Here is a 12,961-nt window from a genome sequence, read left to right as displayed (position 1 = left end):
GGCGCATTTTACCCACCGCGCCGGAAAGTCTCAGAGGCGACCCTCTGCCTTGACCGCCAGATAGCGGTTGACTGTTGTAATTGCGAGCGATTCGGGCGTGGTGTCGAGGCAGAGCACGCCGGCTTGGCGCAAGCGGCGAAAGCACGCCTCGCGGCGGCTGCGGTAATCGTGGGCGGCGCCGTGTAGCGCCGCGCTGTCGAGATCTCCGACCGGCATATCGACGATCGCGTCCAATGCACGTTCGCGCAGGCTGGCCACCAGCACCAGATGCCGGCTGCCCAGCAGGCGTGCCGCGGCGAGCAGGTTGTCGTCGTCCTCGTCGCGCAGGTTCGTGAGAATCACCACCAGCGCCCGCTTCTTGTCGCGCGCCAGCAACTGCTGCGCGGCTTTTTCAAAGTCCGAGGCTTCGAGCGTCGGTTCGAGGTCGTACACCGCGTCGAGGATGCGCGTCAGCGTGCTGCGTGACTTGTGCGGCGCCAGCATGCGGCTGTGGCCGCCCAAGGTGTGCAAGCCGACAGCGTCGCCGTGCCGCAGACCGACCTGGGCGAGCAGCAGTAGCGCGTCGAGTGCATGATCGAAATGCGACAGGCTGCCATCGCGCGCACCCATGCGGCGTCCGGCATCAAGCATCAGGATGATGCGCTGGTCGCGTTCGTCCTGGTACTCGCGAGAGATCAGCTTGCCCAGCCGCGAGGTGGCGCGCCAATCCACCTGGCGCGGGCTATCGCCTTCGCGGTACTCACGCAACTGCTCGAAATCGAGCCCCTGGCCGCGACGGCGACGCTTGAGCACGCCGCTGGCGGCGCTGCGAGCATCGGCCGCGAGCAAGGCATGGCGGCTATACACCGTGAAGTTGGGATAGACGCGCACGCGGTTGGCAACGTCGATGCGGTGCTGGCGTTGCCAGAGCCCGAGCGGCGAGCGCACGCGCAGCGCGACCGGGCCGAAATGGTGCTCGCCACGCGCTTTCGGATGCAACCGATAGGTAACGACAGCCGCGCGACTGGCCGAAAGTTGGATCGCCACCGGCATCCCATGCATATCACAGGCGGCCGGCGCATGGTCGCAGACGGAAGCTGATCGCGGCCGCTTGCCATGCCATCCGATCGTCAGCGTCACGGGCGAGCTCTCGCCCAGTGGCAGGGCGTGTTCAACCCGTCGTGCGGCGCTGGGTGCGTGTTCCCACCAGCTCAGCGCGGCGTCGACGGCCGCCAGCACGGCAAGGCCCGCGGCGACGATCAGCCACGCGGGCAGCAGCCAGGGCCAAAGCGTCGGCGCCAGTGCGGCGGCGGCCAGTGCGGCGGCGGCCAGTGCGGCGACACTCAGCAGCAGGGTGCGGGAGGGTAGCAGCATCAAGCGCTCAGGTGCGTGGCGCGTCGACCCGCGTGAGCAGGTCGTCCAGCAGTGCCGTCATTTCGACGCCTTCGATTTCGGCCTCGGCCGAGCGCAATACGCGGTGACGTAGCGCGGCGGGCGCGACGGCCTTGATGTCGTCGGGCAGCACATAGTCGTGGCCAGCGAGCAGCGCACGGCCGCGCGCAGCGCGCACCAGTGCAATCGCGCCGCGTGGGCCACTGCCGATCGCGATGCCGGGCCAGTCACGCGTTGCGCGGGTAAGCCGCACGGCATAGTCGAGCACCGCGTCGTCGACCGGCAGGTGGGCGACCAGTTGCTGCATCGCGAGCAACTGGTCGGTGCTGGCGACGGTGTTGACCGCATCGACTTCGAGCCGGTCCGCAACACGCCCGCCGGTCGCCCAGGCAACCAGCGCGCGTTCGTCGGCGTGCGCCGGGTAGTCGATCAGCACCTTCAGCAGGAAGCGGTCGAGCTGGGCTTCGGGCAGCGCGTAGGTGCCTTCCTGCTCGATCGGGTTTTGTGTCGCGAGCACCAGGAACGGCGGCGGCAGCGGCTCGGCCTTGCCATCGATCGTCACCTGGCCCTCCTGCATCACTTCGAGCAGCGCGGCTTGTGTCTTGGCCGGGGCGCGATTGATTTCATCGGCCAGCAGCAGGTTGGCAAAGACCGGCCCGCGTCGCGTCAGGAACTGGCCGCTGCGTGCGTCGTAGAGCGTATGGCCGGTTACGTCGGCCGGCATCAGATCGGGTGTGAACTGAATGCGCGAGAAGCTGCCTTCGAAGGCTTTCGCCAGCGCTTTCACCAGCAAAGTCTTGCCCAGACCGGGAACGCCTTCGAGCAGCACATGGCCGCCCGCGAACAGCGCACACAGCGTTTCATCCACCACCTGCCGCTGACCGATGAAGACGCGGCTGACTTCGTCGTGCAGCGCGCGGGCAAGGCGGTGGGCATCGCTGAGGGAAAGCGGAGATGTCATCGTGTCTTCCTTCGTGCAGAACCGGGGCGCGCAGCGCGCAGCCGAGTGTCGAGCTGCGCCAGCGTCGTTGCCTGGCGCAGATAGTGATGGGCGTCGCGCGGCGTCGTTTCCAGCGCTTCGGTGATGGCTTCCGGCGTGAGTGCCGCGCGCTTCGCCGCGTCGGTGATTTGTTCGGCGGCGTTGCCGGGCAGTTTGGCCAGCAGCCGTCGGACTTCGTCGCGCGGGCCGCGCAGGAGGGCCTCATATTGGCGCTGACGCAGCAGGAAGGCGGCGAGCGCACGCAAGTGAAGTTGCAGGCCGGGGCGTGAAGCAGGGGGAACCGCCTGCAAGGCGCCGAAGCGTATGCCGGCTCGCCACAACAGAAGCATGACCAGTGTGCCAAGTGACAGAATCAGCAGCGGCGCGCGCTGCCACAGCCATAGTGGCAGGGCTGGGTATTCCGGTTGCGTGGCGAAGATGACTTCGTCACGATCGCCCTCGAGCAGCACCGCTGCGGCGAAGCGCGCGTTGTCCTGCTGGCCGATGTTGGGGTTGAGCATCGGGCGGTCGTCACACAGCACGGTCAACGTGCCCTTGCCAACGCGGAAGCGGGCGACGGCGATCGCCTCCGCAGTGTCGTGCGCCTTGCCGGCAGGCGCCTTGGCGTGCGCGTTGCTCTCGTCGGCCTCGTCGTCTTCGTCGTCACCGTGCCGGGGTTTGTAGCCCTTCACGGTGGCCTGCCACATGACAGGGTGGCTCGTGGTGAATACGTCGCACTGGCGGATACCGACCAGCATCGGGCGCCCCTCAATGTCGAGGCGTGCGCCGGATTTGGCCACGTGCATGCCGAGCGCCTGAATGCCAAACGCTTTTGACAGGCGTTGGGGTTGCCACGAACCGGGCACCGCGATCACTGCGTGGCCGCCGGCATTTACCCAGGCGGCGATCTGCTCACTGGTTCGCCCCGCTGCGGCGTCCGGCAAAGCCTGGTTGAGCCAGAGCGTGGCGTGCTGCGGCAGGCGGGCCAGCTCGGTCGCGTCCTGAATGACGCGGGTGCGGTAGCCCAAAGCCGCAATCATGCGTCGCGCGGCGAGCGCGTCATCGCGCAGCGCCTCGCCGCTCGGGCGGGCCGGCACATCGACCTCGACCCATTCGAGGCGCGGCAGCAGCCAGGCGCTGGCGATCAGGATCAGGCCGATCACCAGCAAGATCGCCAGGCGACGGTCGCGGCTCACTGGCGGCCTCCGAAGGCCTCGCGCCAGCCGGCGCAGAGCGCGTCGCCTTCGCCTTCGGCCAGCTCGACATGGGCGTAGGCGACGGTTTGCCAGGTGCGCGTCAGCAGCGCGAAGTAGGCGCGCATGCCACTGCCCGCGCGGGTGACGCGCATCAGACAATCGCCTTCGGTATCGCCACGTGCGAAGGGGATGTGGGCCTGATGCGCCAGACGCGACAGGGCGCCGCGGTAGAGCAGGCCCAGCGCTTCGCGGTGTCGGCCGGCGGCGAGCAACTGGCGTGCGGCGTCGGCCACATCGTCGGGCAGCGATTCAGGGCGGATGTCCAGGCCCGCGACTTCTGTCGGAGGAGGCGGAGGGGTGCGACGGGCACGAACCACGCCGAGCTGTCGCAGCAGCAGACGCAGCAATATTGCGGCCACAACCGCGATGCCGATCCAGCCCGCAACGCGCAGGCCTTCGGCCATCCAGCGGCCCGCGCCGCGCCAGAACTCGAGCCATCGCTTGAACCAGCCCGGCGCGTCCTTGGCGGGCGCGTCCGGTTCTGTGCGCAGTTGGAGCTCCTGGCGCTTGCGGTGCTTGCCGAACTCGGGCGCTTTCAGGACATCGGCGATGACAGACGGGGCCTTTCTGATGGCGGCCTCACGTTGCGGCTCGGCCGCTTGGGCGTCTGGCAGCGGCAGCATCAGGGTGCCGCAAGCTACCGCCAGCGCCAGCATGGTGAGCCGCTTGGCACCTTCGCTCGCAAGGCGGCGGAACAGCAGCTCCACGTCCCAGGCCTCAAGGTCGGTGCGGCGCTTGAGGTAGAGCGCAAAACCCCCTGCGACATAGAACGGTTCGATCAGCGCGACCACGCAGGCGTAACTGAGGTTGAAGCCGAGCTCAAGCCAAAGCACCTGCTGCGGATCGATAACGTCGTTGCCAGTCATCGCGGGCCAGATGTGTTCGAGGATCGAAACCCGTTCGGGCAGCAGGTTCTCGATCAACGCGATGACGCCCAACAGCAGTACGTACTCGAAGTTGGTGCAGCAGAACATCAGGCCGAACCCGGCGCCGCCAACGCGGTTGGCGACAATGCGGCGGCGATCGCGCGCGATGCGGCCCTTGAGCCCTTCGAGCTGATCCACCGGCAGCCGCGTGCTGCGCAGCGGGTCGAGCCGTCGCCAGAGCAGCGCCGGCAACAGCGCACTGCGGCGGATCAGCCCCGGCAGTGCGCGCCAGGTTTGGCGCACGCCGGGCTGTTCGCCAAACACGGCGTGTGACAGGCCGTGCAGCAGCGCGCGATCGTAGAGCGGCTTCAGCCACCAGATCAGCATCCCGGCCAGGGTGGGCATTTCCAGCCCGTAACCAACCAGGGCGATGATCAGCAGCGCAGGCGGCAGAACGACCGCGAAGCTGCTTGCGAAGATGCTGCGCGCATGGGCTTGCACCAGCCGCATGCCGAGGTCCACCGCTTCAAGGCCGCTGCGTGGGCGCAGCACCAGCGCCAACTGCTCAGGGCGCATCGCGTCTCCCCGCAAGCAGCAGATAGCCCAGCACCAGCAACCAGTTGAAGCCGCCCACTGCAATCTTGATCTGCAGCGGCAGCGTGCGCGGTGACCAGAAGGCTTCCAGCGCGGCGGCGATGACAAGCATTGCGGCTGCACCCGCCACGACGCCGATCACGCTGCGCGCCGCCAAGCGCAGCGCGGCGCCGCGGGTACGCTCGCCGGGCGCCAGCAGCGCGAGCCCCAACCGCAGGCCGGCAGCGCCGCAGAGCACGATGGCGCTCAGTTCGAAACTGCTGTGTCCGGCCACGAAGGAATAGAAGCGCACCGCATGGCCGAGGTTGACCACATGGCCCTCGACAGTGCCCATGAACACACCGTTGTAGAGCAACATCAGCAGTGTGCCGAGGCCTGCGAACAACCCGCTCGCGAAGGTGCGGAAGCCGATCCCGATGTTGTTGTAGATGTAAAAGCCGAACATCGTCAGGTCGTCGCGTGCGCCACGCGCCGTGCCGAGCTCCGCTGCGTCGGGGCCGTACATCGTGTCGAACTGTGCGAGCTGCTCCGCCGGCAACACGATGTAGGCGAAATCGGGCGATAGCCGCACTGCAATCATCGTGGCGACATAGGGCAGCGCGAAGGCAAGCAGCGCAGCGAGCACGACGCGCCATTCACGCCGCACATCGCGCGCAAAGCCGCCAGCGAGGTACTGGCCGAAACGGCGCATGCCACCCCCCGGCGTGCCATACAGGCGATCGTGCCCTTCAAGGGCCAGCCGATGCAGCCGCTCAGTCAGCGCGGGACCGTAGTCGCGCGACTGGGCAAGCGCCAGGTGCTGGCAGATCTCGCGGTAGCGCGGTGCCATATCGTCATCGGCGAAGGGGGCGGGCTGCTTGGCGCGCTGACGCCGCGGCAGGCGCGCGAAGGTGAGCCACTGTTCGAAGGCGTCCCAGCGCGCACCGAAGCGCGCTTCGAACTGTTCCTGCCTCATTGCTCGCGCCCACTCAGGTAGTGTGCGAGGCCGTAAAGCCGTGACACCGCAAGCGCGCCGTGGGCGTCATCGGTCAGCATCGGCGCCTGCTCGGCGAGTTCCTCTGCGCGTTCCGGTGAGAGTCGCGGTGCGCGCTCCGCGAAGGCCAGTACCGCACGCTGTGCGGTGCGCGACATCGGCTGGTGTGGCCGCCAGCGGGGCGCATCGGGCGCGACCGGTAGGGCGACCGCGGCACGCCGGTAGGTCACCACGGTGTCGGCAACGATATCGCCGAGGCGGCGGAATTCCCGCGTGGCAAGCATCGAAACCAGACCAATTGCGTAGAAGAAGGGCAGGAAGTCGACCACGCGCAACAGGTTGCGCGTCATCGATGCAGCCCATCCGATCGGGCTGCCGTCCGCATTCAGCACGACCAGCCCGACTGCACGTTTGCCGGGCGTTGCGCCGCCGGCAAGCACTTCGAACAAAACCGGGTAGAACCATTCGATCAGGAAGGCACCAACCAAGATCAGACCGGTGCCCGCCTTGCCGAAGGCGCTGAGCGGGAAGGCCAGCGCCAGATAGATGCCGAATCGGATCGCGAGGTCGACAAACCATGCCAGCGCCCGGGCGACCGGCCCCGCGCAATGCAGCCGCAGGGCGATCAGCTCAGGTGTGGAGACTTCGCGAACCGTGTCGAGCATCAAGGGGTCAGGCGTTACCCGTCTCGATGAAGATGTCGCGGTAGGCGACATACACGGTCAGCATCAGGACCGGGAACAGCACCAACCAGCCCAGGCCGAGCGGAATCGTCGCAGCGATCGCGAGGACGATGTAGGACAGCATGCCGACCAGTCCGGCGAGGATGTTCTTGAAGCTACCCTTGATGCTTGCCTGCATGGCCTGGATGGCGCTCATCTTCTGTTCGAACACCAGATAGGGCGCGAAGATCACGCTGGTGGCGAGCAACATGATGACAACGAAGAAAAGCAGGCCCATGCCGATGCCGGTGCCGGCCATCGCGGCAATCGACGCACGGCCGCCGAAGAGGGCACCGAACAGTCCGGACGTGCCAACCACGATCGCGACGATAGCGCCGATCGCGAAGATCGCACCGATGTAGATCACCCCGATAAGCAGCAGCTGCCCAGTCTGCTCACGGAAACCATCGAAAATCTGGCCGACTTCGAAGCTGCCCTTGGTGCGCTGGCTTGTTGCACACGATGCGAAGCCTGCCGAGACGAGCGGGAAGGCAACGCCGACGACGATGTTCACCAGCGGGATCAGCGACGCCACCATCATGACGCCGAAGGTGATCAGGATCACCAGCCACCACATCATTGGCTGTTGCTTGAACAGCTGCCAGGCATCGACGAACCAGCCGAACCCGCGCCCGGCGGCGACGGTGCGGCCTTCGGGAATCAGAGTCTCGGCTGAATCGCTGGCGGGGGCTGCGTCACGAACTTCGGCCGACGGCGGTGCGTAGGGGTTTTGTTCAGACATGGTCGCGTCTCACGGTGGCGGGGAAAGCGGCATCTTAATGCAGGCGGAATGGCCGGTGCCGATGTTCCGCCTAGCGCGGCGTGATGCGCCACACGCCCGGGGTGCTCAGTCCTTCCAGAGTTCCGGTGTGGCGCTGTTGGGCGGTAGCAGGCCCAGGTGGCGATACACCGCAGCTGTGGCGACACGGCCGCGCGGGGTGCGCTGCAGGTAGCCCTGCTGGATCAGGTAGGGCTCGAGCACATCTTCGATCGTGTCGCGCGATTCGCCGATCGCGGCGGCGAGGTTGTCGACGCCGACCGGGCCGCCGGAGAACTTCTCGATCACCGCGTCGAGCAGCTTGCGGTCCATGATGTCGAGGCCGACCGGGTCGACGTCGAGCATGGTCAGCGCGGCATCCGCAACCGGGCGGGTGATTTCGCCGTTGGCCTTTACTTCGGCGAAGTCGCGCACGCGGCGCAGCAGGCGGTTGGCGATACGCGGCGTGCCGCGCGCGCGGCGGGCGATTTCGAGTGCGCCGTCGTCCTCGATGCCGACTTTCAGCAATTGCGCGGAGCGGCCAACAATCTGGCGCAGCTCTTCGGCGTTGTAGAACTCGAGCCGGGCGACGATGCCGAAGCGGTCGCGCAGCGGGTTGGTCAGCATGCCGGCGCGGGTGGTGGCGCCGACCAGCGTGAAGGGCGGCAGGTCGAGCTTGACCGAGCGGGCGGCCGGGCCCTCGCCGATCATGATGTCGATCTGGTAATCCTCCAGCGCGGGGTAGAGCACTTCCTCGACTACCGGCGAGAGGCGATGGATCTCGTCGATGAACAGCACGTCGTGCGGTTCAAGGTTGGTCAGCAGTGCAGCCAGATCGCCGGCGCGTTCCAGCACCGGGCCTGAGGTCTGGCGCAGGTTTACGCCCATTTCGGCGGCGATGATGTGGGCCAGCGTGGTCTTGCCCAGGCCTGGCGGGCCAAACAGCAGCACATGATCGAGCGCTTCCTTGCGGTTGCGCGCGGCGCCGATGAAGATTTCCAGCTGCTCGCGGATCTTCACCTGCCCGGTGTAGTCGGCCAGCCGCTTGGGGCGCAGTGCGCGCTCAAGCGCCTCCTCCTGCGAGGATGCGGGGGCGGCGGCGACAAGGCGCTCGCTGGGCGGAAGGGGGCTGAGCCGGTCGGTTTCGATCATGGTGGTGCGAGTTTAGCGCGACTTCCTGCCCGGGCCCGCGGGGCGGTTCACGATGTCCCTGCACGCCGCTACTGCCTAGGCAAGCCTGTTTGCGAAGTTTTACAAGTTGTCTCAAGTTCGTTGCGGGGGCGCCGATAAACCACTCGGGCATCTGGCGCGTCAGTGGTTTCGCGCGTCGGTCCGCGAGCAGCCTTGAATCCCTTCCCTGCAACGGAGACTGAAATGGGTCTGGCGGCAACTCTTTCCCGGCGTCCGGCACTCGTCGCCCTCGTTGTCCTCAATATCCCGATCAGTGCGTGGCTTGCTGCCACATGGTGGTGGGGCCTCGCCTGGTCCGTGCTTCTGGCGGTGGGTTTGCTCTGGGCGGGGCGCGAAGCCTCGCCGCCGAAATCCGCCGTTGCGGTCGAGCCCTCGGAGCGCAGCGGGATGGCACAGCGCGTGGACCACACCTTGCCGCATCTGGTTGCCGACGTCGTGCCGCTCTGGAACAAGCATGTCACGCAGGCGCAGGAGCAGATGCGCTCGGCGATCAATGCGCTGGCGCAGGGCTTCGCTTCGCTGAGCCAGCGGCTGGCGGCCAATGCCGGTGTTGGCAATGACGAAGCGCAGGCGCTGCAGACGATCCAGCACGCCGAGCACGGGCTGCGCGAGATGGTCGAGACGCTCAACCAGACACAGGCATTCCGCGCGCGCTTGATCGAGCAGATCGGCGGCGTCGCGGCATACACCGAGCAGTTGCAGCGCATGGCGGAGGATGTGGCCAACATCGCCAAGCAGACCAACCTGCTGGCACTCAATGCCGCCATCGAGGCGGCGCGCGCTGGCGAGAGCGGCCGTGGCTTTGCGGTGGTGGCCGATGAGGTGCGCAAGCTCTCCACCCAGTCGGGCGACACCGGCCAACGGATACGCGGCATCGTTGCGACCGTGGCGGATGCGATCCGGCAGACCCTCACGATGTCGGAGACCTTCGCCAAGGACGAGCAGGCGATCGTCGAACAATCGCGTGCGACGGCGGAACGCATCATCGGCGATTTCAACGGCACCGCACATGCGCTGCAGGATTCGGTGTCGGCACTGCAGGCGGAACGCCGCGAAGTGGAAGCGGACATCGAGGCGGTGCTGGTCAACCTCCAGTTCGAGGATCGGGTGCATCAGATTCTCGACCATATCCTGCAGGACATGTCGCACCTGGCCGAGGCCTCGCGCACGCTGACCGAGAACCCGGACCAGGCTGCCTTGCTCGACGTGAAGGCCTGGATGGATCGCCTGGCCAGCAGCTACACCACGCTCGAACAGCACGAAGTCCACCACGGCAAAGGCGCCACGAGCGCCAAGCCGATCGCGAGCGGCATCACCTTCTTCTAGCAACCAGGCACGACCATGAGCAAAACCATCCTGATCGTTGATGATTCCTTCAGTCTTCGCCGCACCTTGGCGATTGCCCTCAAGGGCGCCGGCTACGACGTGATCGAGGCAGGTGACGGCAAGGAGGCGCTGGGCTGCCTCGATGGCCGCAAGTTCAACCTGATCATCTCCGACGTGAACATGCCGAACATGGACGGCATCAGCTTCGTCAAGGCGGCGAAGCAGTTGCCGAACTACCGCTTCACGCCGGTGATCATGCTCACCACCGAAACCGACCAGAGCAAGATTGCCGAAGGCAAGGCGGCGGGGGTGCGTGCCTGGGTGGTCAAGCCCTTCCAGCCGCCCGCGCTGCTCGATGCGGTGGCCAAACTGATCGCACCCTGACGGAGGCAGTCATGCCGGTAAGCGAGAAAACGCGGGACGGCGGCCATGTGCTCTGCATCACCGGCGGCATGACGATCTTCGAGGCGGCGGAACTGCGCGAACGCCTCAGCGCCGCGCTGGCTGCGGCGCCACAGGGGCTCGCGGTGGACCTGTCCGGTGTCGAGGAAGTCGATACCGCGGGCACACAGCTGCTGATTGCGCTCAAGCGGCAGGCTGCCAAAGAGGGCAAAGCGCTCGAATACTGTTTGCACAGTGCCGCCGTGCTGGGCGTGATCGATCTGCTGAATCTGGCCGGCGTGCTGGGCGATCCAGTACTCGTTGCCAGCGCGGGGTGAATGATGGAAATGGACATGGCCCGCGAAGCGCTGGTGCAGGAAGCGCGCGAACTGCTGGTGGCGATGGAGAACGCGCTGCTGGAAATCGAGTCCGACGGCGCCAACCCGGAAGCGGTCAACGCGATCTTCCGTGCCGCCCACACGATCAAGGGCTCGGCCGGGCTGTTCGCCTTCAACAATATCGTCAGCTTCACCCACATCGTCGAGAGCCTGCTGGATCGCATCCGCAAACGCGACGTTGCGATCGACGATGCGATGCTTTCACTGCTGCTCAAGTGTGGCGACTACATCGGCGTTTTGGTCGATGCGATCGCCGAGCGCAAGGAGGACGACGAGCCCGACCCGGCGCGCCGTGCCGCCCTCGAGGCCGCGCTGCAGGCGCATCTTGAGCCCGTGCCGGAGCCTGCTGCGGCCGCAACGACGGCGGTCACCGCAACTGCCGATGCTGAACCTGAACCGGTGGCCGGCAGCGCGGGCGTCGCGAGTGACAGCTGGCACCTGTCGCTGCGTTTCTCACCCGATGTGCTGCGCCACGGTCTCGATCCGATCGCCTTCCTGCACTACCTGCGCACCTTGGGCCGCATCGTCTACATGGAGACCGTCTCAGACGAAATGCCGGCGGCGGATGCGATGGACCCGGAGGCCTGCTACCTCGGGTTCGAGATCGGGTTGCAGACCGACGCCGACCGGCAGGCGATCGAAGGCGTATTCGAATTCGTCCGCGATGACAGCCAGATCAAGATCCTGCCGCCCAACGGCAAGATCGAGGAATACGTCGACCTGATCAACTCGATGGCCGATCCGGGTCGGCTGGGCGAGATCCTTGTTCAAGGCGGCGCCTTGACGCCGGCGGAGCTTGAGCGGGTGCTCGAGCTGCAGCAGAAGCAGCACATCCGCAAGCCGATCGGTGGCCTGCTGGTCGAGCGCGAAATCGTGCCGGAGGCGGTCGTCACCGCCGCACTGACGCGCCAGAAGCAGAGTGAAGAACGCAAGGCGCAGGAGCAGAAGTTCATCAAGGTGGAGGTGTCGAAGCTCGATGCGCTGATCGATCTCGTCGGCGAACTGGTGATCGCCGGCGCCGGAACGCGGCTGATCGCTCGCCAGCGCAAGGACCCGGCCTTCGAAGAGGCATCGCAGTCGCTATCCACGCTGGTCGAGCAGATTCGCGACGCGTCGCTGACGCTGCGCATGGTGCCGATCGGGGAGGTCTTCCAGCGCTTCCCGCGCGTGGTGCGCGACATCTCGCGGGATCTCGGCAAGAGCATCGAACTGGTGATCACCGGGGCCGAGACCGAACTCGACAAATCCATGGTCGAGAAGCTCGCAGACCCGCTCATGCACATCGTGCGCAACGCGATGGACCACGGCATCGAAGCCACCGAGGCGCGTGCGACCGCCGGCAAGTCACTGAACGGCACGCTGCGCCTGAACGCGTACCACGATTCCGGCTGCATCGTCATCGAGGTGTCGGACGACGGCCGTGGCCTCAACCGCGACCGCATTCTCGCGAAGGCGATGGAGCGCGGCCTTGTGGCGGCGGACGCGGTGCTGAGCGACGGCGACATCTTCCGGCTGATCTTCGAGCCGGGGTTCTCCACCGCCGAGCAGATCACCAACCTCTCAGGCCGTGGCGTCGGTATGGATGTGGTGCGCAAGAACGTCGAGGCGCTGCGTGGCGAGGTCGACGTGTTGAGCGTCGCAGGTGAGGGCACTACCGTCCGAATCCGCCTGCCGCTGACGCTCGCGATCATCGATGGCTTCCAGGTCATGGTGGGCGAATCGATCTTCGTGCTGCCACTCGATCTGGTGGTCGAGTGCATCGATCTGACTGAGCACCATGCGCAGCACAGCATCGTGCAACTGCGCGGCGAGCCGCTGCCCTTCGTCCGGCTGCGCGAGCTGTTCGACATGCCTTTGGTGGAGGGCGTGCGCGAGAGCCTGGTCGTGGTGCAGTTCGGCAACAACCGGGCTGGCGTGGTGGTCGACCGCCTGCTTGGCGAGTTCCAGGCCGTGATCAAGCCGCTCGGCGAACTGTTCGTTCATTTCAAGACCGTCAGCGGTTCCACCATCCTCGGTGATGGCCGGGTCGCGCTGATCCTTGATGTGCCCCGTCTGATCGAGATGGCGTCGAGCCGTGATCACGAACTCGCCCGGCGCCCTCGAACCGTAGTCGGGCAACTGCCGTTGGCTGGCGAATGACCGTAACG

The 12,961-nt window shown here is 66.4% G+C and carries 12 protein-coding genes; 4 read left to right on the top strand and 8 right to left on the bottom strand.

Annotated features, from left to right (window positions below; all coding sequences use genetic code 11):
* Nucleotides 1-30 precede the first annotated feature (30 nt).
* From JY500_RS18230 to ruvB, 8 genes are all read right to left on the bottom strand, one after another.
* Entirely contained in the window at nucleotides 31-1,353 is a 1,323-nt protein-coding gene (locus JY500_RS18230; RefSeq protein WP_206254078.1) for a DUF58 domain-containing protein, read from the bottom strand.
* Between the two features lie 7 nt (nucleotides 1,354-1,360).
* Nucleotides 1,361-2,332, bottom strand: a complete 972-nt coding sequence (locus JY500_RS18225; RefSeq protein ID WP_206254077.1) for an AAA family ATPase — start codon at nucleotides 2,330-2,332, stop codon at nucleotides 1,361-1,363.
* A complete protein-coding gene (locus tag JY500_RS18220; RefSeq protein ID WP_206254076.1) occupies nucleotides 2,329-3,546 on the bottom strand; it encodes a DUF4350 domain-containing protein in 1,218 nt (405 codons plus the stop codon). Before JY500_RS18220 ends, JY500_RS18225 begins: the two co-directional genes overlap by 4 nt.
* A complete protein-coding gene (locus tag JY500_RS18215; RefSeq protein WP_206254075.1) occupies nucleotides 3,543-5,048 on the bottom strand; it encodes a DUF4129 domain-containing protein in 1,506 nt (501 codons plus the stop codon). Before JY500_RS18215 ends, JY500_RS18220 begins: the two co-directional genes overlap by 4 nt.
* The gene (locus JY500_RS18210; RefSeq protein WP_206254074.1) at nucleotides 5,038-6,021 is read right to left on the bottom strand and encodes a stage II sporulation protein M; all 984 of its coding nucleotides are present in this window, start codon (nucleotides 6,019-6,021) and stop codon (nucleotides 5,038-5,040) included. The genes JY500_RS18215 and JY500_RS18210 overlap by 11 nt, the downstream gene beginning before the upstream one ends.
* The gene (locus JY500_RS18205) at nucleotides 6,018-6,704 is read right to left on the bottom strand and encodes an RDD family protein (protein WP_172203263.1); all 687 of its coding nucleotides are present in this window, start codon (nucleotides 6,702-6,704) and stop codon (nucleotides 6,018-6,020) included. The genes JY500_RS18210 and JY500_RS18205 overlap by 4 nt, the downstream gene beginning before the upstream one ends.
* Before the next feature lie 7 nt (nucleotides 6,705-6,711).
* Nucleotides 6,712-7,503, bottom strand: coding sequence for a BPSS1780 family membrane protein (locus JY500_RS18200; RefSeq protein WP_172203262.1), 792 nt, complete (start codon nucleotides 7,501-7,503; stop codon nucleotides 6,712-6,714).
* A 105-nt stretch (nucleotides 7,504-7,608) separates the two neighbouring features.
* On the bottom strand, nucleotides 7,609-8,670 hold the full coding sequence (gene ruvB, locus JY500_RS18195) for a Holliday junction branch migration DNA helicase RuvB (protein ID WP_172203261.1): 1,062 nt from the start codon (nucleotides 8,668-8,670) through the stop codon (nucleotides 7,609-7,611).
* Between the two features lie 222 nt (nucleotides 8,671-8,892).
* On the opposite strand from ruvB, the gene JY500_RS18190 reads away from it, so the two are divergent.
* Genes JY500_RS18190 through JY500_RS18175 form a run of 4 tightly spaced genes read left to right on the top strand, consistent with a single transcriptional unit; the run spans nucleotide 8,893 to nucleotide 12,953 of the window.
* A complete protein-coding gene (locus JY500_RS18190; RefSeq protein ID WP_206254073.1) occupies nucleotides 8,893-10,035 on the top strand; it encodes a methyl-accepting chemotaxis protein in 1,143 nt (380 codons plus the stop codon).
* A 15-nt stretch (nucleotides 10,036-10,050) separates the two neighbouring features.
* Nucleotides 10,051-10,419 carry a response regulator gene (locus tag JY500_RS18185; protein ID WP_172203259.1) on the top strand — a complete coding sequence of 123 codons (369 nt, stop codon included), beginning with the start codon at nucleotides 10,051-10,053 and terminating at the stop codon, nucleotides 10,417-10,419.
* 11 nt (nucleotides 10,420-10,430) lie between these two features.
* On the top strand, nucleotides 10,431-10,754 hold the full coding sequence (locus tag JY500_RS18180; protein ID WP_172203258.1) for an STAS domain-containing protein: 324 nt from the start codon (nucleotides 10,431-10,433) through the stop codon (nucleotides 10,752-10,754).
* A 15-nt stretch (nucleotides 10,755-10,769) separates the two neighbouring features.
* On the top strand, nucleotides 10,770-12,953 hold the full coding sequence (locus JY500_RS18175; RefSeq protein ID WP_246479683.1) for a chemotaxis protein CheA: 2,184 nt from the start codon (nucleotides 10,770-10,772) through the stop codon (nucleotides 12,951-12,953).
* Nucleotides 12,954-12,961: the final 8 nt, after the last annotated feature.

Origin of the sequence: Niveibacterium microcysteis, from assembly GCF_017161445.1 — a bacterium.
Classification (GTDB): Bacteria; Pseudomonadota; Gammaproteobacteria; order Burkholderiales; family Rhodocyclaceae; genus Niveibacterium; species Niveibacterium microcysteis.
The sequence above is the reverse complement of the archived record's forward strand: the minus strand, read 5'-3'. Positions and strand labels throughout refer to the sequence as shown.

Excerpts from the sequence above, each read along its gene's own strand:
- JY500_RS18230 (WP_206254078.1), bottom strand. The coding sequence starts at position 1,353 with ATGCTGCTACCCTCCCGCACCCTGCTGCTGAGTGTCGCCGCACTGGCC.
- JY500_RS18225 (WP_206254077.1), bottom strand. The coding sequence starts at position 2,332 with ATGACATCTCCGCTTTCCCTCAGCGATGCCCACCGCCTTGCCCGCGCG.
- JY500_RS18215 (WP_206254075.1), bottom strand. The coding sequence starts at position 5,048 with ATGCGCCCTGAGCAGTTGGCGCTGGTGCTGCGCCCACGCAGCGGCCTT.
- JY500_RS18210 (WP_206254074.1), bottom strand. The coding sequence starts at position 6,021 with ATGAGGCAGGAACAGTTCGAAGCGCGCTTCGGTGCGCGCTGGGACGCC.
- JY500_RS18205 (WP_172203263.1), bottom strand. The coding sequence starts at position 6,704 with ATGCTCGACACGGTTCGCGAAGTCTCCACACCTGAGCTGATCGCCCTG.
- JY500_RS18200 (WP_172203262.1), bottom strand. The coding sequence starts at position 7,503 with ATGTCTGAACAAAACCCCTACGCACCGCCGTCGGCCGAAGTTCGTGAC.
- ruvB (WP_172203261.1), bottom strand. The coding sequence starts at position 8,670 with ATGATCGAAACCGACCGGCTCAGCCCCCTTCCGCCCAGCGAGCGCCTT.
- JY500_RS18190 (WP_206254073.1), top strand. The coding sequence starts at position 8,893 with ATGGGTCTGGCGGCAACTCTTTCCCGGCGTCCGGCACTCGTCGCCCTC.
- JY500_RS18185 (WP_172203259.1), top strand. The coding sequence starts at position 10,051 with ATGAGCAAAACCATCCTGATCGTTGATGATTCCTTCAGTCTTCGCCGC.
- JY500_RS18180 (WP_172203258.1), top strand. The coding sequence starts at position 10,431 with ATGCCGGTAAGCGAGAAAACGCGGGACGGCGGCCATGTGCTCTGCATC.
- JY500_RS18175 (WP_246479683.1), top strand. The coding sequence starts at position 10,770 with ATGGCCCGCGAAGCGCTGGTGCAGGAAGCGCGCGAACTGCTGGTGGCG.